Origin of the sequence: Flavobacterium pectinovorum (genome assembly GCF_900142715.1) — a bacterium.
In the GTDB taxonomy this organism is placed as follows: domain Bacteria; phylum Bacteroidota; class Bacteroidia; order Flavobacteriales; family Flavobacteriaceae; genus Flavobacterium; species Flavobacterium pectinovorum.
Window position 1 is genome coordinate 150655 of sequence record NZ_FRBX01000006.1, and the last position, 18969, is coordinate 169623.

Annotated in this window: 24 protein-coding genes; 15 read left to right on the top strand and 9 right to left on the bottom strand. The window is 32.0% G+C overall.

All coding sequences use genetic code 11. The features are described 5' to 3' along the window. Positions 1-337: 337 nt before the first annotated feature. Positions 338-481, bottom strand: coding sequence for a hypothetical protein (locus tag BUE22_RS23765; RefSeq protein ID WP_159438488.1), 144 nt, complete (start codon positions 479-481; stop codon positions 338-340). Positions 482-768: 287 nt separating this feature from the next. Here BUE22_RS23765 and BUE22_RS19320 point away from each other — a divergent pair, with 287 nt between their 5' ends. Further along, positions 769-1089 (top strand): roadblock/LC7 domain-containing protein, encoded by a 321-nt coding sequence (locus tag BUE22_RS19320; protein WP_073397512.1) that lies wholly within the window; start codon positions 769-771, stop codon positions 1087-1089. A 119-nt stretch (positions 1090-1208) separates the two neighbouring features. Here the strand turns inward: BUE22_RS19320 and BUE22_RS19325 are convergent, their stop codons facing one another. Continuing rightward, positions 1209-1985 carry an alpha/beta fold hydrolase gene (locus BUE22_RS19325; protein WP_073397514.1) on the bottom strand — a complete coding sequence of 259 codons (777 nt, stop codon included), beginning with the start codon at positions 1983-1985 and terminating at the stop codon, positions 1209-1211. A 174-nt stretch (positions 1986-2159) separates the two neighbouring features. Next, entirely contained in the window at positions 2160-2963 is an 804-nt protein-coding gene (locus tag BUE22_RS19330) for a TIGR00266 family protein (RefSeq protein WP_073397516.1), read from the bottom strand. 178 nt (positions 2964-3141) lie between these two features. On the opposite strand from BUE22_RS19330, the gene BUE22_RS19335 reads away from it, so the two are divergent. Further along, entirely contained in the window at positions 3142-3498 is a 357-nt protein-coding gene (locus tag BUE22_RS19335; RefSeq protein ID WP_042565526.1) for a hypothetical protein, read from the top strand. An 88-nt stretch (positions 3499-3586) separates the two neighbouring features. Beyond that, a complete protein-coding gene (locus tag BUE22_RS19340; protein ID WP_042565527.1) occupies positions 3587-4105 on the top strand; it encodes a ferritin in 519 nt (172 codons plus the stop codon). Positions 4106-4160: 55 nt separating this feature from the next. Here BUE22_RS19340 and BUE22_RS19345 read toward each other — a convergent pair whose 3' ends face one another. Both BUE22_RS19345 and BUE22_RS19350 read right to left on the bottom strand, forming a co-directional pair. Then, positions 4161-5060 carry an alpha/beta fold hydrolase gene (locus tag BUE22_RS19345; RefSeq protein ID WP_073397518.1) on the bottom strand — a complete coding sequence of 300 codons (900 nt, stop codon included), beginning with the start codon at positions 5058-5060 and terminating at the stop codon, positions 4161-4163. 6 nt (positions 5061-5066) lie between these two features. Then, on the bottom strand, positions 5067-6359 hold the full coding sequence (locus tag BUE22_RS19350) for an aminopeptidase P family protein (protein ID WP_073397850.1): 1293 nt from the start codon (positions 6357-6359) through the stop codon (positions 5067-5069). Positions 6360-6810: 451 nt separating this feature from the next. On the opposite strand from BUE22_RS19350, the gene BUE22_RS19355 reads away from it, so the two are divergent. Both BUE22_RS19355 and BUE22_RS19360 read left to right on the top strand, forming a co-directional pair. After that, on the top strand, positions 6811-7380 hold the full coding sequence (locus BUE22_RS19355) for a hypothetical protein (protein ID WP_073397520.1): 570 nt from the start codon (positions 6811-6813) through the stop codon (positions 7378-7380). 50 nt (positions 7381-7430) lie between these two features. Then, positions 7431-7700 carry a hypothetical protein gene (locus tag BUE22_RS19360; RefSeq protein ID WP_073397522.1) on the top strand — a complete coding sequence of 90 codons (270 nt, stop codon included), beginning with the start codon at positions 7431-7433 and terminating at the stop codon, positions 7698-7700. A gap of 111 nt (positions 7701-7811) precedes the next feature. Here BUE22_RS19360 and BUE22_RS19365 read toward each other — a convergent pair whose 3' ends face one another. Next, positions 7812-8231, bottom strand: a complete 420-nt coding sequence (locus BUE22_RS19365; RefSeq protein ID WP_073397523.1) for a helix-turn-helix domain-containing protein — start codon at positions 8229-8231, stop codon at positions 7812-7814. Positions 8232-8410: 179 nt separating this feature from the next. Between BUE22_RS19365 and BUE22_RS19370 the strand changes: the two genes are divergently transcribed. The 4 genes from BUE22_RS19370 to BUE22_RS19385 are packed head-to-tail and all read left to right on the top strand — an operon-like array spanning position 8411 to position 11333. Next, positions 8411-8887 carry a GNAT family N-acetyltransferase gene (locus BUE22_RS19370; protein ID WP_073397525.1) on the top strand — a complete coding sequence of 159 codons (477 nt, stop codon included), beginning with the start codon at positions 8411-8413 and terminating at the stop codon, positions 8885-8887. Continuing rightward, positions 8880-10223 (top strand): polymer-forming cytoskeletal protein, encoded by a 1344-nt coding sequence (locus tag BUE22_RS19375; protein WP_073397527.1) that lies wholly within the window; start codon positions 8880-8882, stop codon positions 10221-10223. Before BUE22_RS19370 ends, BUE22_RS19375 begins: the two co-directional genes overlap by 8 nt. Before the next feature lie 16 nt (positions 10224-10239). Further along, complete coding sequence (locus tag BUE22_RS19380; RefSeq protein ID WP_073397529.1) at positions 10240-10851, top strand: hypothetical protein; 612 nt, start codon at positions 10240-10242, stop codon at positions 10849-10851. Between the two features lie 44 nt (positions 10852-10895). Continuing rightward, positions 10896-11333: a GNAT family N-acetyltransferase gene (locus BUE22_RS19385; protein ID WP_073397531.1), complete on the top strand. Its 438-nt coding sequence runs from the start codon at positions 10896-10898 to the stop codon at positions 11331-11333. An 83-nt stretch (positions 11334-11416) separates the two neighbouring features. Here BUE22_RS19385 and BUE22_RS19390 read toward each other — a convergent pair whose 3' ends face one another. Further along, on the bottom strand, positions 11417-11611 hold the full coding sequence (locus BUE22_RS19390; protein ID WP_042565534.1) for a bacteriocin-like protein: 195 nt from the start codon (positions 11609-11611) through the stop codon (positions 11417-11419). 64 nt (positions 11612-11675) lie between these two features. Continuing rightward, positions 11676-11876, bottom strand: a complete 201-nt coding sequence (locus tag BUE22_RS19395) for a hypothetical protein (protein WP_073397533.1) — start codon at positions 11874-11876, stop codon at positions 11676-11678. Between the two features lie 295 nt (positions 11877-12171). Here BUE22_RS19395 and BUE22_RS19400 point away from each other — a divergent pair, with 295 nt between their 5' ends. The 4 genes from BUE22_RS19400 (at position 12172) to BUE22_RS19415 (ending at position 14268) form a co-directional block, all read left to right on the top strand. Beyond that, a complete protein-coding gene (locus tag BUE22_RS19400; RefSeq protein ID WP_073397536.1) occupies positions 12172-12912 on the top strand; it encodes a LytTR family DNA-binding domain-containing protein in 741 nt (246 codons plus the stop codon). Positions 12913-13033: 121 nt separating this feature from the next. Continuing rightward, entirely contained in the window at positions 13034-13576 is a 543-nt protein-coding gene (locus BUE22_RS19405; protein WP_243396849.1) for a hypothetical protein, read from the top strand. 70 nt (positions 13577-13646) lie between these two features. Next, on the top strand, positions 13647-14018 hold the full coding sequence (locus tag BUE22_RS19410) for a hypothetical protein (protein ID WP_073397540.1): 372 nt from the start codon (positions 13647-13649) through the stop codon (positions 14016-14018). Between the two features lie 70 nt (positions 14019-14088). Further along, complete coding sequence (locus BUE22_RS19415; protein WP_073397542.1) at positions 14089-14268, top strand: hypothetical protein; 180 nt, start codon at positions 14089-14091, stop codon at positions 14266-14268. 259 nt (positions 14269-14527) lie between these two features. On the opposite strand, the gene BUE22_RS19420 is transcribed toward BUE22_RS19415, so the two are convergent. After that, positions 14528-15889 (bottom strand): hydroxymethylglutaryl-CoA synthase family protein, encoded by a 1362-nt coding sequence (locus BUE22_RS19420; RefSeq protein WP_073397544.1) that lies wholly within the window; start codon positions 15887-15889, stop codon positions 14528-14530. A 362-nt stretch (positions 15890-16251) separates the two neighbouring features. Between BUE22_RS19420 and BUE22_RS19425 the strand changes: the two genes are divergently transcribed. After that, positions 16252-16917 (top strand): succinate dehydrogenase cytochrome b subunit, encoded by a 666-nt coding sequence (locus tag BUE22_RS19425; RefSeq protein ID WP_073397546.1) that lies wholly within the window; start codon positions 16252-16254, stop codon positions 16915-16917. Between the two features lie 11 nt (positions 16918-16928). Next, the gene (locus BUE22_RS19430; RefSeq protein ID WP_073397548.1) at positions 16929-18929 is read left to right on the top strand and encodes a fumarate reductase/succinate dehydrogenase flavoprotein subunit; all 2001 of its coding nucleotides are present in this window, start codon (positions 16929-16931) and stop codon (positions 18927-18929) included. Positions 18930-18969: the final 40 nt, after the last annotated feature.

Below are 18969 nucleotides of genomic sequence, written 5' to 3' on the forward strand. Positions count from 1 at the left end.
TTATTGTGGTATTTGTTTTATTTTGAATGTAATAAAGAAAAATTGAGGAGTGTGAAATTTATTATTTCTGAATAAAAATAAAAGTTGTCTAATTTTTGGAAAAGATGTTTTGCTGAATAATTTTTTATTGAATTCTTCTATACTAAATAATAATTTGGTAAATCGAAATTATGATTTAAAACAGGAAGCTTAAACAGAGAAGTTATCAATCCAAAATGTAATCCTAAATTTTTAAATCTAATTTTAAGATCCGAATACAATTGTTGATTTAAAAAGATAAAGCTGAAATTTTAGTAAAAATGATCATTAAAAATTTCAGCTTTTTTGTAAGTAGTTTTTAGCTGAATATTTTTTTAAAGAACCCTTTTTTTGTGGTTTCTTCTGCGGTAATGTTATTTATACTTCCGTTTTCAAAGCGAAATCTTCTGAACTTCATTAGTTTCACATTCAGATCAAATCTTAATTCTTCTACAGTTTTCATCTTTATAAAATTTTTGCAAATTTATGAAAAACTTCTCTCAATCATTCTTTAGAATACAGCTTAATTTTATAATTAAATTTTACTGAACAAAATGTTATATTTATGAATGAATTCCTTTTTTCTGTTAATTTTTTTTGCGCATCTTATTTAAAAAAAAGCTAAAAACTAAGGGATAAATAAAACTAAGTTTGAATATTATAGAAGGTGTTTTTTTTAACAAGTGTTTATCGAAAAATTAGGTTTAGTTGAAATATCTTTGGTAATTGATAAACAATATAATAAACAACATGGTTGATATAAATACACTTGTAGAAGAGACTGGCGCTGAATCTGGATTAATTTTTAACATAGATGGGATTTTGCTTAAGTCTGTTAATTTAGAATATGATGGAAATGTAGCAGCAATGATCGGTATGATATTGAAAATGAGTTTGGAAATGTCGGAAGATCTTAATAATGGAGATCTTAAACAAATCATGATTAAAAACAATGACGGAATTGTCGTTGCAAATAAAGATCAGGATGATAATTGTGTTGCATTACTTTCTAAAGATATAAGCAAAATGGGACTTTTATTACGCAAAATGGATACCGTTTTCAGTAATTAATTTGCATTGCTAAGTTCAAAAAAAACTATTATTAAAGTGTAATTTTTTGCCCCCAACAATAGAAAAAGGCTGTTTCAATAGTATTTGAACAGCCTTTTTTGATTATTAATTGTTTAGAATTATTGAAAAAACTCAGTCAATTTAATTTCCAGTTCTTCTTTGTTTTCAATATGACTCATGTGTCCGTCTTCAAATGAAACAAGTTCTACGGTTGTATCCTCGATTTGGGCAAGGCTTTCTTCATAATTTAAAACGGGATCTTTCTTGCCTAAAACAAGTAAAACCGGAAAAAGATTTTTTTGTAAAAGTGTCTCTCTGTCTTTTCTTACTTTCATTCCTTCAAGCGAAGCTACAATTCCTTGCAAAGGTGTTTTTAAAGCTTGTACTTTTACTTTTTCAATTTCAGAAGCAAAACGCGTTCTGTTGTTTTCACTGAATAAATTTGCAATTGCAAGGCTAACAAAATTTACATAATTCTGTTTTACCGCCTTAATGGCCCGGGTTCTGTTTAATTTTTTCTCGGCGCTGTCTTCTTTCGAAGTAGAATTCAATAAAACCAATTTCTGGATCTTTTCCGGGTATAATTCGGCGAAAGCCAAACCAACATAGCCGCCCATAGAATGACCAACAATAATAGCTTTTTCAAGATTTAAATGTTCTAATACCTGGTTAACAGCATTTGCATTTTCTTCCATTTCATGTACATAACCCAGACACTCTGTTTCGCCGTGACCTAATAAATCGATGGTAATTACACGATATTTTTTTGAGAAAAGTGCAACATAATCCTTCCACATTTTTTTGTTTTCCAAAAAGCCATGAAGAAATATAATTGCTGTCCCTTCGCCAGAATCAGTAAAGGATATTTTGGTATTTTTATATAGGATATTTTTCAAAATGATAATTTAAATTTTAAAGTACAAATATAAGAAAGCACAGGCTGTGTAAGAAACATATATGCTATTGAGTTAATATTTATTCGATAGTGATATCATTTTTATCATAGTATAAATTGTTTGAAATAAAAAAACGGCTTTCAGAAATGAAAGCCGTTTGTAAATCGTATTAATTTAAAAGCGATTATCGCCATCCAAAAGATTTCCGAGTCCGCCTAGCAAGCTTCCTTCGTCACGGTCATTTCCACCTGATCTCGGTGCCGATGCAATGATTCTGTCAGCTAATCTGCTAAATGGTAAAGATTGGATGTAAACAACACCAGGGCCTTTTAAGGTTGCATAAAACAAACCTTCTCCTCCAAAGATAGAGTTTTTGATTCCGCCTATAAATTCAATGTCATAATCGACATCTTTGGTAAAACCAATAATACAACCCGTATCCACTTTTAAGACCTCACCTGCCGCTAGTTCTTTTTTTGCCATTGTTCCGCCAGAATGGACAAAAGCCATTCCATCTCCTTCTATTTTTTGCATAATGAAACCTTCTCCACCAAATAATCCGCGTCCTAATTTCTGAGAGAATTCTATTCCGACAGAAACACCTTTGGCAGCACATAAAAAGGAACTTTTTTGACAGATAAATTTACCTTGAAATTGAGTTAAATCAATCGGAAGGATTTTTCCGGGATATGGGGATGCAAACGAAACTTTGCTTTTGCTATTTCCTTGATTTAAAAAAGCCGTCATAAACAAACTTTCACCAGTAAGAACTCTTTTACCTGCGTTTAAAAGTTTGCCAAACAAACCTGAACCTTGTTGTTGAGAACCGTCTCCAAATATAGTTTCCATCTGGATGTTGTTTTCCATCATCATAAAGCTCCCAGCCTCGGCAATTACAATTTCCTGCGGGTCTAGTTCAATTTCAACGTACTGCATTTCTTCTCCAAAAATCTGATAATCTATTTCGTGCGCTTGCATAATTTCTAATTTTTTGTTTTTAAAATTAGACTAATAATACTGTAGAATGTTACAATATTTGAGAGACTTCAGCTGTTTTTAAGTACAATAAATGATTTTGTTATTTTAAATTAGTCTTAATTATATTTTTTATTGCTTTAAATTCTATATTTTTGCACCATTATTATATTTTATCAGAATGGCATTAGTTAGTGATTTGACCACCAAAGTATTATTTGAAACCGAAAAAGGATACAGTTATCAATGTGATTTGACTAATAGTATAATTATCAATTTTGTTGATACAGTGTCAAGCTATAAAATTCATGATTTTTTGATTTTTCAAAGAAAGGTTAATAGCGTTGACATTCTCAATATGCTTTATGACTTGTCTGATCAGTCAGATGCACAATTGATTGAAACTACTAAAAGAAATTTTTCCAGAAATCTTACGATCTGCGAAATAGTGCAGTTAAGAGATTTATTAAACGGAACTAAATTTACCCTTACTTTACATTCGTTGCTTTGTAATACTGTCAACGTCGAGCTTATTTAGATTCTTACTTAGATTAAATCCAAATTTTCAGGTATTTACAGTTGTCGTCTTTAATTTTGTAATTTTACATTTATAAAAATTGAAGATTATGAAAGATTTACTAAGAACAAGTACTTCATTAGTTGAAGGAATAGAAAATATATTGAATTTACAAGCAAAAATAGAAAGTGACGCTTCTAATAAATATTTAGCTATGGCTGCATGGCTGGATAGAAATGGTTATGCCAATACAGCATCGTACTTGTATAAGCAGGCTGAAGAAGAGAGAGAACATTTTCTAAAAATTTTTAAATTCATTACAGATATGGGAGGGATTGCAATTACACCATCTGTTCCAGAAGTACAGCAAGAATTTGCTTCTTTTAGGGAAGTATTTGAAATTGCTTTGCAAAACGAAATTGCAGTTACTCAGGCAATCAATAAAGTAATTGCAAAATGTAGAGCTGAGAATGATTATGCTACAGAAGATTTTATGATGTGGTATGTAGCTGAACAAAGAGAAGAAGAGAAGAACGCAAGAAGAGCTTTAGAGCTTTTTGAATTGATCAACGGAAACGAAGCTGACGGCAAATTTCAATTGGATCTTCAAATTTCAAAAATCGGATAAATAAACAGTTATAAAATCAAAAAGCCCTTAATATTTATTAAGGGCTTTTTGATTTTTATGATTTTAAAAATGAATTAATATCCGAGAAATATTTATCTCTTGCATCGAGCCATCCGTAATGTTTAGAATGCTCCAATAAAATAAGTTTCGAATTTGGATACGCTTTATGACCAATTTCTCCAATTTCATTGCTAATGATATCTTCTTTTCCCTGAATAATTAAAACCGGATTTTTGAAGCTTTTTAGCTTGTCTTTGCAGTCAAAATTCATTTTCTGCATATCAGACCATAACAAGCCATTTATTGTAGAATTTCCTTGTGTTAACCTTTCGGCAATTATGGGAACAAATTTCCGATCGTAAACATAAGCCGGAGCCATCGCTTTTCCGCGGCCGAGTCTTGCTTTGTAAGATGTGTCGCCTTTTTCGATTTTATCATTCCAGTAATCCAGAGAATCCTTTTCAGCTTTACTTAAACCGGCTTCAATTAAATTCGGACTTTTTAATAAAGTCAAATCTACGCCACCAGATGATGATAAAATCAATTTATCGATACTATTTGGGTAAACAGTAGCATAATAAGAACCTAACATTCCGCCGAAAGAATGCCCCAGAATATTCCATTTTTTAATTTTAAGATGCTTTCTTAACGACTCAACATCATCAGCCATTATTTTCATCGAAATACTTTTAGAATCTAATTTTGAAAGTTTCGATTTTCCGGTACCCCTTTGATCGTAAATAATTGTTTGCTGATTTTCGCCCAAAGTTTTCGCCATATCTTCAAAACCATTGCTGTTCATTCCCGGACCGCCGTTTATAATTAAAAGCGGTTCGCCTTTCCCGAAAGTTTTGTAAAAGGTTTTGGTTCCATCAGCGTTAACTGCATAGCCTTCTGTTTGAGAAAAAATGTTTCCCAAAAAGAATAAAAAACCAAGTAAAAAAATCTTTTTCATTGTGAATTAAGAATTCATCAAGCTCTCGATTTCATCCACTTCAATCGGAATATTACGCATAAGGTTAAAAGGTTCTCCTTTTTCCTGAACCACAAGATTATCTTCCAAACGAATTCCGAAACCTTCAGCCGGAATATAAATTCCCGGTTCAACTGTAAAAACCATATTTGCTTTCATTGGTTCATGAAGTAATCCGTAATCGTGCGTGTCAAGACCCATGTGATGAGAAGTTCCGTGCATGAAATATTTTTTGTAAGCTGGCCAATCAGGGTTTTCGTTCTGAACATCGGCTTTGTCAATTAAACCTAAACCTAATAATTCTGAAGTCATGATTTTACCCACTTCAATATGATATTGTTTCCAAAGTGTTCCTGGAGCCAGCATTTTTGTAGCTTCATTTTTAACTCTCAAAACCGCATTGTAAACTGCTTTTTGACGATCAGAAAATCTTCCCGAAACCGGAATTGTTCTCGTCATGTCGCTAGAATAATTTGCATATTCTGCAGCAACATCCAATAAAATTAAATCCCCAGCTTTGCATTGCTGATTGTTTTCGATGTAATGCAAAACATTTGCATTGTTTCCTGAAGCAATAATTGGCGTATAAGCAAAACCTTTAGAACGGTTGCGGATGAATTCGTGAGCCAATTCAGCTTCAATTTCATATTCTGTAACATTTGGTTTCACAAACGAAAGCAATCTGCGGAAACCTTTCTCGGTAATATCACAAGCTTGCTGAATCAAATCGATTTCCTCGCTTTCTTTTACAGAACGAATACGCTGCAAAATTGGGTTGCTTTTTGCAACATTATGTGCAGGATAACGTTCTTTCCACCATTTTACAAAACGAGCTTCGCGTGTTTCTGTTTCAACAGTTGCGCGGTAATGTTCGTTTGTGTTAATGTACATTGTGTCGGCATACGTCATCATTTCGTTCAAAACTTTATGAAAATCCTGTAACCAATAAACAGTTCTGATTCCAGAAACCTGAAAAGCACGTTCCTTAGTCAGTTTTTCACCTTCCCAAATTGCGATATGTTCGCTGGTTTCTTTCAGGAAAAGAATCTCTTTTTGATTTTCATACGGCGCATCCGGAAACAAAAGCAAAATACTTTCTTCCTGATCTACACCGCTCAGATAAAAAATATCTCTGTGTTGTGCAAATGGCAAAGTACTATCTGCACTAATTGGATAAATGTCATTTGAATTGAAAACGGCAACACTGTTAGGTTTCATTTCTGCCGTGAATTTTCTGCGATTTTTTACAAAAAGAGCGCTGTTTATTTGATGATATTTCATAAAAATTGATTTTTGAACTTCGATTTTCAAAATTAGTGATTTTTGAAGATGTATAGCAAAATTGAATTATTAAAGTTTTCTTATTTGTTTTTGGTTTTGCCACTAAGGCGCTAAGGCACAAAGTTTTTAATAATTTTTTAAACAAAAATTTATAAGCGCAAAGTCTTGTCATTTCGACGGAGGAGAAATCACACTAGAAACTCCGCAAACAATATAGCCAATCTTTGCCGATTCGCGAGTGAAAAAAAACTCAGCAACTTAGCCTCTCAGAACCTTATAATCTTAATATGGGCGTGTCCCTCCGGGTCGGGCTTTCGGCTATATCTTTTATTTCGCTCCGCTGTATAAAAGGATACCGCCTCTATCCCTCACGCGAACTTGGTTTCATAAAATATTTAAATGTTAGGCATATTAATTAAATCTTTATTTTAGCAAGGATAAAATTAAATGTATGGATATAGTTGAGAAATTGGCAAAGAGATCTTATCGGGACAATATAGAATTTAGTAGAGGTAATAATAGAGATTCTGTAAATAATATTAAGTTATTAGTTTATGATTTAGATTCTAAACTGGATAAAATAAAGTTTCTTAACTTTCATATCGATTGGGTTAATGAAGAGTATCAAAAACATTTGAAGACTTGTTCAAATCCTAATAGCTGTCAAATAAATGAGGATGCTGAAACGTTAATTTTCTATCTACAACAAGAATTAAAAAGTTTAGGTGTTGAATTAAATGGAGATACTTTTACAAATGAAGAAAAAATTGATACAAACTATCAGCTTCAAGAAATTCTAGAGAAACTAGAAGATGTCAAACTGGGTAATCAGATCATTTATGATGATCTTTTAAAAGAATTTGAAGAATTGAAGAGTTTGTATTTTTTAGGGAAAAAGAAATGGCACCAACTACTAACAGGAAAAGTTGTTGAGATGACCGTTGGTGGTGTAATTAGTGAAACAGTTTCTAAAGATTTAATAAGTTTAATTAAACCTTCTTTAAATAATTTATTGAAATAAAAGCAAAACCAATATCAAATTTTAGTAATTTGAAAACAAATAAATAAAAAATGAATTTAGTAATAGAAGATTTTGCAAATATGAGGTATCATCCATTTATATTTTGCACTGAGGGAGAACAAATGTTTGTAATGGACTGTATAAATAAAATAAATAAAAAATTTAAAATAAATCTCATAGTTCATATTGGAGTAGACACAAATGACTTTACAAAAAAGAATTTTGAGATGGATCAAGGCATATTAGATAAATTAATTATGAAATATAATTCAAATTTAGTAGAAGGAGAGGTATTGTTAAGTCATTGGACAAGAGATTGATGAATCCATATAGAGCGGATTTATAATCTGTGTCTGCAACAAAATCAAATCCATAAAAAAACCGAAGCAATTAAAACTTCGGTTTTTCTATAGATATATCTTTCGTAGAAATTATTTTTTCTCGCTCAACAACTTCTCTAAAAAAACAACTTTATCTTTTTCAGCTTGAAGTAATCTTTCATAAAGTTTTGTATTCTGTTCAGTAGCTTCAAGAAGTTTGTCAAAAGGATTAAATGTACATCCATAACTTATTACAGAAGAGCCGTTGTTGTTTTCTATATCAATAGTATTCCCAATAATATTAAAAACAGCTTCTTCAGAAAAATTCTTTATTACATCAGCAGGAACACCCAAAGCTTCGGCAATTGCTTTTAGTTTTTCGTCGTCAACGCTTTCGCTTCCTTCAATAATAGAAATAGATTGTTGCGTCGTGCCAATCGCAATCGCAAGTGCTTCTTGTTTCATATCTCTAAGCTCTCTGATTCGGCTTATGTTTCGCCCGATGTGTCTAGGTTTTGGTGCTGTGCTCATAGTTCAAAGATATTTAAAATTCTTTTACATTTTCGGTTTCGGTAGAAAACAAGTACGTGTTTGTGCGATACATTTTGTAAATTGTTTTGCGAATCGTAAAAATACAATTTTTCTGACTATTCGATAAACCAGACAGGTTTTAAAAACCTGTCTGGTTTAGTAAATTATTACACAAAAAAATGACCATAAAAAAAGCAATCCCCAACGATCACAAAATCCTCACAGAAATAACCAAAAAATCAAAAGCACATTGGGGATATTCTGATGAGCAAATCGAAATCTGGTCTCAATTCTTAACAGTTTCAAAAGAATATATCGAAACTAAATCGGTATATAATTTAATTGTTGAGGGCAAGATTATTGGTTATTATTCATTCTTCCACGAAAGTGAAAACACTATAAAACTGGATAACTTATTTGTTTTGCCTGATTTTATTGGTAAAGGATTTGGAAAAATTTTAATGAATGATTTTCTTGATCGAATGAAAAACAGCAATGCTCAGAAAGTAATTTTAAATTCAGAACCAAACGCTGAGGATTTTTATATTAAATTCGGATTTGTAAAAGTAGGGGAAATGGAAACTTCCATTAAAGATCGATATTTGCCGATAATGGAGTTAAAAATTAATAGAATAGGAGAAATAGAAAATGCATAATTCAGCTTTTAAATTAATAACAATTAAAGAAGTCAAATCGCAATATCCATTTTTATTGGATCATGAAGGTTTTGATTATTTTGAAGAATGGGAAGATCAGGATTTCTTTTTAGTTTCAAATGAAGATGTGATTTATGAAGGTGATTTCTATTTAGATCTTTATGAAGACAAAGAGAAAAAATGGCTTTCGAATTTGTTAAATCTTCCATTAAAAGAAATTGAAAAAACACGAATTGAAGGTGTTTTAATAAACGGAAATTTCTCTGTAAACGGAACAATCATAAATGCTGAAGGCGATTATGGGCCATACATTTTTATTAATGGAAATGTTACTTGTCAAAGTTTGCTGTTAGGAGGTTCGTATGTTGAAATAATGGGCAATGTCAAGGCCAAAGAAATGGTAATGACTTCGTATAATCATGGTAATTTTAAATGTTCGGGTATTATTGAAGCTCCGGTTTTTATAGTCGAAGATCATTATACAACTTTCGGAGAACGAAAAAATGATTTGTTTTATTACAACGACAAAGCAAATGATTATGATTCTAAAAACGATTGTGAATACGATGAAGAATTTGATGAAGATAGTATCTCAATTGAATTGCGCAAACATCTTGAAAATCCTTTAATCGCAACTTTTGAAGAATTAAAGCGGGAATTAGAAAGAGGTGAATTGGTTTTAAGGCAAAGTAATCCGCAGCCGAAAACTTATGAATATTGGCAAAATAGAGTAAAGTCAAATTACAGAGATTTAAAAGTGGTTCCGCCTCAATTTAAAACTAAAGAATTATGTGAGTTGGCTTTGAATAATACATTTCATGCTTTACCATTTGTAAATGAGGAATTTATTACGGCTGAAGTTTGTGAAAAATTAGTAGAGAAAGATGGTTTTGCAATTCAGAAAATACCAAGTCAGTTTATAACCCAGGAACTTTGTTTGAAAGCGGCAGAAAGCGGAACATTGATTTCGTTGATTCCGCATGATTTTTATTCGGAAGAACTAATTCTGACGACTTTCAAAAATGGTAAACACCAACCTGATATTAACGATGTTCCTTCTGAATTTATTACTGAAAGTTTGCTGGAAGAATATGTAAAAATTGGAAAAGGATTATGGCTCGATAAAGCTTGCAAAGAAAATGGAAAAGATAAAATATCGATTTTAAAACGTGTTATTGACTCTGAAATAATAAATCTTGACGCGGTTTTTGGAAATCATTTTAGCAAAGAAGTTTTTGAATACGCGGCATCTGTTTATGATAATGTTCAAAATGAAGCAGAGTGGAATAAATATGTTGAAAAGTACAAACATAAGCTTGAACGCATTGGTTTGTAATGATATTATTTGAAAAATGGATAACGAAAAGATAAAAATACTAAGAAGTAAAATTGCAGTTCCTTTAAATGTCGCTGTTGAGCTTCTTAAAAAGAATAATAATGATGTTTTATTATGTGAGCAGGAATTTCATGATATTAATATCCAAACAATTTCTCAGAAAGCAGAATGTGATTACAAAACGGCGAACGAAAGTTATGCGTTGTGCAATTACGATATAGTAAAAGCGATTGAAAGGATTAATCAAAAACAAGTAATAATTACAACCGGATATACAACAGATTCTAAAATTGGGTTTGTTTTATGGCCCGAAAACGCTGCAGGAGAATTCTATAAAACAGCCAAAAGAAATGATGTCTTTATTCGTACAAAAGATTTTGACATTATCCTAAAAGAGTTTCAATCTGTTTTTCCATTAAAAAATCCTTGGAATAATGATATTGAGGATGAATTTGATCCTGTTGGTAATAATTTTTTCGATAATAAAACCTGTAGAATTATCGTAGAAAAGATATCTCATATAAAAAATAATGATGAAAAAGTTCAGTTTTTCTTGAAAGAAGTAACAAACTGGCTAGAAGATAAATTAACGTATGCTGATTATATAGTTGTTTACGGTAACTTGTAGAAAATGACACGCAAGATTTGCAATTAATTGTCCAGTACTAAATTATGAAACAAAAAGTTGAAATCAGAAAAGTCGAAAAACAAGATCTGGATTTTATTTACAAAGCAATCTGCGAACTTGAAAATGAAGAATTAGATTTCAAAGTCTTCAAAGAAATATTCAATGAAAATATTTCAAATTCAAAAAATCTCTATTTGATAGCAGAAAATGAGAATGAAGGTTTGGGTTTTATTAGTTTTCATACACAAAATCTTTTGCATCACGGCGGGCGAGTAGGAGAAATCCAGGAATTTTTTATTGATCAAAACCATCGTGGAAAAGGAATTGGAAGACAATTGATAGAGAAGATCATGCAATATGCAAATCAAAATAACCTGAAAAGTATCGAAGTTACCACAAATCGCCGAAGAGTTGAGAACGTGTTGATTTATGAAAATCTTGGTTTTACCTTATCGCATAATAAGTTTACGATTTATAAATAGCTTTCCAGCTATGAAAGTTTGAACATAAAAAAAACTGCTATTTTGTTGGTAGCAGTTTTAATAAATAGATAATTATGTTGTTATCATGGTAGGTATTCCATACAGATACTATTTGTTGCTGTTCTGTACAAATACCAGCCACATATGTTTCTTCCATAATAAGAAACTTCGTCACCGTTGCATAACGGATATGGCACGCAGTTTACAACTCCGCCATTAATTGATTTCAGTTCTTCTTTTGATAATTTTTGTGTCGACAATTTTTGTAAGTTTTTCATAAACAAGGTTTTTTGGATTTTTCTGTTCTAGATATTATTTGGATGAAAATGGATAATTATGTTGTTATACTGCTCCATATTCCATACACGTACTACCTGTTGATGTTTTGTATAAATACCAGCCACATGAGTTTATTACATAAAAAGTGGCTTCCTGACCGTTACATAGTGGCCATGGTATACAAGGTGCATTATTACCGGCGTTAATTGATTTCAATTCTTCTTTTGATAATTTTTGTGTCGACAATTTTTGTAAGTTTTTCATAAATAAGGTTTTTTGGATTTTTCTGTTCTGTAAGTTTTTGGATACTACTTGATAAAAATACTAATTATTTTTTCTAAATAAATACTTACAAAAAGAAACATGTAGATTCTGATTGATTTTTCAAAAATCTTTAATATTTTTCTTTTTTTAACTTAAAATAACAGTAAATTCTTTCTTTTTTGTGTTTTTAATGCAATTGTTGATTTTGAAAATAAGTAAAAAAACTTGTGAATCTTACTTGAAGCAAATTGGATTAAAGTTTAATATTGTAAACTAATAATTGCTTCAGGAAAAGATGAAAGAATTAAATCCGAAAATAAAACATCATTTAATAGTTGGTTCGCTAATTGGTCTCTGGTTATTTGTTTTTGCTTTCATCATAAAACCTTTTGACGATGGAACTATAAATCTAAGAGCTTGGTTTCTAATAAGTTTTGGTTTTAGTATAATGGCGTTTTTATGTTATGGTATTCTTGCTGTTCTTCAAAATGGGATTTACAAGAAAATCTCAAAATGGAATCTTAGTTTAGAAATTGGAAGTATTGTTTTGTTTTTTCTTATTTATCTGTTTGGAATTTATGCCTTTTACAAAAGCCCGATTTTAAAAGGAGGTTATAGTTTTTATGATTTTTTCTCTATCATTTTTATTAAAGTTGCTTTGATTTTAACTCCCGTAGTTATTCTGGCAAGAAGATATCTAATCAAACTCATTCCTGTAAAAGATGATGTCCTCACTTTTATTGGGGAAAACAAATTAGACATTTTAAAAGTCCAAAAAGTTGATTTGGTTTGTATTTCTAATGCCCAAAATTATGTGGAGATTTTTTATCTGGAAAATGGGAAGCTGCATTCAAAACTAATTCGTTCTTCACTCAAAAAAATTCTCGAAGATTTTACTTTTTTAATCCAAATCCATCGTTCTCATTTAATAAATCCGATTCATTTTAAGTCCTGGAGAAATTCAAATACTGTTATTCTGACTCAAATGGAACTTCCGGTTTCTAAAAATTATAAAGAAAGTTTGTTGACTTTGTAATTTCGTACCTAAAACAATACGTTTTGTACCAAAGTCAATGATGTTGGTATTTGAAGAAGTTTTTCATCCTAGTTTTGTTTCATCAATTTTAAAATAAATTATGAAAACAAAACACTTTTGTATGCTAGGATTACTATTTTTTGTAATAAGTTATTTGCTATTTTCTAAAGTTTTGCCTGATTTTCAAAGTCCAATTGATTTTGCACATTGGTTCAATTTAATTGGGGCCTGTTTTTTGTTCTCCTTTAATGATGTATTTCCTAAAAACAGATTAAATTCTTTTGCTTCTTTTGTAACAACTTTAGGAGTTGTTGCGCATATCGGACTTTGTACAATCGATTTCATAATGTCGAGTTATGGAACAAATGATCTCGCGAAAGAAGAATTAAGCCGGCATATTAGTAATGTACCATCAATTTTGTACCCTTTTGTAATTGTTGGTCCATCTTTGCTTTTTATTGGTCTGTCTCTTCACGCGTTGAACTTTATAAAAACTAATGTGATAAGTTTTTTAATGGTTTTTCTTTCTTCGTTAGCAATAGGTTTCTCTTTTTTTATATTAAAAAATGGAGTTTATATGTTTTCGGGTTGTGTGGTTTTTGTTTTAGGATTGGCTTTTTTACTTAATAGAAAAGAAAACCAAAACGAACAATTTGATAAATAATAAACTCAAAACAGAATCTCTATTTTTAATTTGTATTTTTGTTTGAAGGGAATAACTGAATTTAAATAAATTGAATAAATATCTAAAATACCTAATCTCAATCTTTCTGGCTTTCGTCGTGACTGTGAGCGATGGTACTTTAATTTCTCAGTCAAAATCGGCGGATTATTATCAATCTTCGTTTGTTGTTTTAAGAGAAGAATTAGATTGTAAAAAATCTCGTTTATACGTATTCAATAAATTTGTTTCCCGAATAAAAATCGCGTTTTCGATTCCTGTAACGTATCTGGAATTCAAACAACTTAGTAGTTTTCAAGTTGGGATTATCCAAAAAACTCAAAGTCTTCTTCATCAAAATATAAGTTCATTTATAAGACAATCCGTTTTTGTAAACGAACTTATTACTTGCAATAATTTATATAAAAGTTTATACAGCGCTTAGTTTTCTAAGTATTCATGCGCTTCAAAGCATGTGATGATAAAATAATGTCTAATCATTTATCATTTTCAAAATGTATAAACACAAAAATAAAACACGTTTAGAGCAATCTAAGCGACCGCTTCATTGGATAAAAAGAAAATTTATTGTTATAATAACCGCTTTTATGCTCGGAATGTCAAACGGAATGAATGTTCATGAAGAGGCAACTAAAGGAAATCAAAATTATACCGAACAGCATAAGAAGGATTAGTCTTCTTTGAGGTTCTAACGCATTTCTGTCATTTCGACCGAAGGGAGAAATCGCACTAGAAACTCGATAAAGATTGGCGACTTTGTTTGCGGAATTACTTGTGTGATTTCTCCCTTCGGTCGAAATGACAAGCTTGTGCGTAATTATATTGCGCATAAAAAAACCTTTGTCAAAGTTTTAAACTTTGACAAAGGTTTTGCGCATTTATTAAATTGGAATTTGGTCCCGATAGCTATCGGGATTAAAAAATTGAAATTTCTTAATCAACCCATTTATAATATCTCGCCCCAATTAAATTAGGAATTTCTTTTTCGATACGATCCAAAACCCATTCGTTTTTAGGAATTCGAACACTTTGTTTTTGTTCTTTTTTATGAAGACTTTCATAAGTTTCAAAACCAATTTCGGTGCTTTCTTCTAAGTTTTCAAAAAGTTTGGTTTTGGCTAAAGCTGATTGCCAATTTGGCTGAATTGTTCCTTCAAAAACTTTTGATTTTGATCCGCTTCCATAAGCCAGAAATCCGAATTTTGTTCCGGCAACTTCTTTTTTAGTGTCATAATAATGTGCCAGAGTCGATAATAATCCCATGAAAATGGAACCAGTATAAAGATTGCCAATTAGCGATGAAGCCAATTCTGCAGGTTGTAATTTCTCGGTTACAAATTTTTTGTATTCATCCGATTTTCCCACTTCTTTAATTTTATTCTGATAATCTGCGGGATCAATATTTTCTGCAATGATTTTATCTGCACTGTCTAAAGCGTAAATTTCAGACAACATTCTGCGTCCCTGAAATGAATATGGCAAGTGCATGATAATACTATTCCAGGTATTGTATAAAGTTTCGGTTGTGTTTTTTAATTTCTTGAAAGAGAAGTAAGCATTTCGCGTACGGTCCATATAACATTGATTCGAATATTGACCATCAAAAACAGGCTGGTCTTTATGAACTTCAATTTCAGCTTCTAAATTATCAAACCACGGATCGTTATTTCTGTTTTTTGTAATCGTTTCCTTTGATATAGTTCTGTAAGGTTTAAAAAAGTCAAAAACTCCTTTTGTACTTGTTGCCCAATTTTCATCAAAAGCAATAATCCTTGGGTTCGAAGTTACTAGCATTGCCAATGCTCCGGCGCCTTGAGTATATTCTCCGGTTGAGTTTAAATCGTATTTTGCAAAATCAGTCGTAACTACAATTGCTTTTTTTGTCGGATTCAGTTTTACAAAATCAATGCAGTTTTGCAAAGCGTCAACACCGCCAATGCAGGCAAAAGTAAAATCGACAACATCACATTCTGCAAGAGAATCTTCGCCAAATTTTTGTTCCATTAAATTAATTAAATAAGAACTGATAGGTTTTGAACTATCGATGGCGCTTTCGGTACCAACATAAATCCGGCTAATCTCGTTAAGGTTTATTTTGTGTTCAAAAATAAGTTTAGTTAAAGCATTTGCTCCAAAAACAACCGCATCCTGATGGACGTCCGGTAAAGTCATTTTAATTAATCCAAGACCTTTTTCTAGTTTTTCGGGTTCAATATTTCTGGCAACAGCCAAAGTTTTTATGGGTAAATGTATGTTGGCTACATCAAATGATATAGCGTCTATTCCTGTTTTCATTCTGATTTTTTTTGAAGCTGATAAAGGTAAAATTATGTAATGGAATGACCATTTTTTTCGGCTATAAAATTGCGATGAGCGAGCACTTTTGAAGAAAATAAATTAAATGTTTGATTAAAATAGTAATTTCATAAAGTTTTGTGAGAGTCAGATAGCGGCTATTACTGTTAAATAATTTCTGTAAAGCGTGCGTTTTTAGATTTTTATAATAAAATTATTTGATATTAAGTATTTTATATACGTAAAAATACGTATTACGTAGTCTATTTTAAAATCATTATAAATAACAACGAAATGGTTGTAGTTCTTTGTTAATTGACTTATTTTTGTCTAATTTTTTAAAACAAACTACTTAAACACTTATGGCACAATCTGCACTATTGAATGCTTCCATCTTAAAGAAAGTGGCTATGGCTCTTTCGGGAATATTCTTAATCACGTTTTTAGCGCTGCATGTTACCTTAAATTTCATTTCTATTCTTAGTGAAGATGTTTTTAACGAAGCTTCTCATTTTATGGGTTACAATCCGCTAATTCAATATGTAATGCAACCTGTTTTGGCATTCGGAGTAATTTTCCATTTTGTTATGGGATTTGTACTTACTGCTCAAAATAGAGCTGCTAGACCAATTGCTTACGCAAATTACAACGGAGCTGCAAATGCTTCATGGAGTTCTAGAAATATGATTATTTCCGGATTGGTTATTTTAGCTTTCTTAGGATTGCACTTTTATGATTTTTGGTTTCCTGAAGTTGCTTATAAATATGTAAACGGAACGGCACCTGATGCTACAAGATATTATGGGGAGTTAGTTCATAAATTTCACGATCCAATTCGCACAGGATTGTATTGTATTTCTTTTGTGTTATTAGGTTTTCACCTTTGGCATGGATTTGCATCTTCTCTTCAATCAGTGGGAATGCACAACAAATACTCAAGATTTTTAGCAAAAGTAGGTTACTGGTTCGCTGTTGTAGTACCGGCTGCTTTCGTAATTATCGCATTATTTCATCATTTCAATAATTAATATAAATTATAATGGCATTAGATTCAAAAATTCCACACGGCCCAATATCGGACAAATGGACAGATTATAAAGATCATATTAATTTAGTAAATCCTGCTAACAAACGTAATTTAGATATTATCATTGTTGGTACAGGTTTGGCTGGAGGTTCGGCTGCGGCTACTTTGGCTGAGCAGGGATATAACGTAAAAGCTTTCTGCTTTCAGGATTCACCAAGACGTGCGCACTCTATTGCAGCACAAGGGGGAATCAATGCAGCAAAAAATTATAAAGGGGATGGTGACTCTGTTTACAGATTGTTCTACGATACTGTAAAAGGGGGTGACTACCGTGCGCGTGAAGCAAATGTTCACCGTTTGGCTGAAGTTTCTGCTAATATTATTGACCAGTGTGTGGCTCAAGGAGTTCCATTGGCTCGTGAATATGGCGGACTTTTAGATAACCGTTCTTTTGGAGGAACTTTGGTTTCCCGTACTTTTTATGCACAAGGACAAACCGGACAACAATTATTGTTAGGAGCTTATTCTGCAATGAACCGTCAGATTGGTCGTGGAAAAATAAAAATGTACAACCGTCACGAAATGCTGGACATAGTAATCGTGAACGGAAAAGCGAGAGGTATTATCGCTCGTAACTTAATTACAGGAGAAATAGAAAGACATTCTGCTCACGCAGTAGTAGTTGGTTCTGGAGGATACGGAAACGTATTTTTCTTGTCAACAAATGCTATGGGAAGTAACGCAACAGCAGCTTGGAAAATTCATAAAAAAGGAGCGTTTTTCGCAAATCCTTGTTACACACAAATTCACCCAACATGTATTCCGGTTTCGGGAGATCACCAGTCAAAATTGACTTTGATGTCTGAATCGTTACGTAATGACGGTCGTATTTGGGTTCCTGCAAAACTAGAAGATGCAAAAGCTATCCGTGAAGGAAAGAAAAAAGCAACTGATTTATCTGAAGCTGAAAGAGATTATTTCTTAGAAAGAAGATATCCTGCTTTTGGTAACTTAGTACCTCGTGATGTGGCATCTCGTGCTGCAAAAGAAAGATGTGATGCCGGTTTTGGAGTTAACAAAACAGGAGAAGCTGTTTACTTAGACTTCGCTGCGGCGATCAAACGTTACGGAACTGAAGAAGCTTTTGTAAAAGGTTTAGATGCTAATGATGCTACATTGGTAACTAAATTAGGAGCTGAAATCGTAAAAAGTAAATACGGAAACTTGTTCCAGATGTATTACAAAATCGTTGACGAAGATCCTTATACAACGCCAATGATGATTTACCCTGCGGTTCACTACACAATGGGTGGAACTTGGGTTGATTATAACTTAATGACTACAATTCCGGGATGTTTCTCAATTGGAGAATCTAACTTCTCTGATCACGGAGCAAACAGACTTGGAGCCTCTGCTTTGATGCAAGGTTTAGCTGATGGATATTTTGTTCTTCCTTATACTATTGGAGATTATTTAGCTCCGGATATTAAAATGGGAGAAATTTCTACAGATTTACCAGAATTCGTAGCAGCAGAAAAAGAAGTAAAAGATCAAATCGACAGATTTATCAATAATAAAGGAACTCATTCTGTAGATTATTTCCACAAGAAATTAGGAAAAATCATGTGGGATAAAGTAGGTATGGCTCGTAATGCTAAAGGTTTAGCCGAAGCTATCGAAGAAATTGCCGCTTTACGTGAAGAGTTTTATAAAGATGTAAAAGTTCCTGGAAGCGCTAACGAATTTAATCAGGAATTAGAGAAAGCAACACGTGTTGCCGATTTCTTAGAGTTAGGAGAATTGTTCGCAAAAGATGCATTGCACCGTAATGAATCTTGTGGAGGTCACTTCCGTGAAGAATACCAAACAGAAGAAGGAGAAGCACTTCGTGATGACGAAAACTTTGCATACGTTGCAGCCTGGGAATACAAAGGAAAACCAAGCGATGCCGTATTACACAAAGAACCTCTGGTTTACGAAAATATTAAATTAGTACAGCGTAGTTATAAATAGTATTCTGAAAAAGTCTAAATACTTATTTCTTAATACTTAA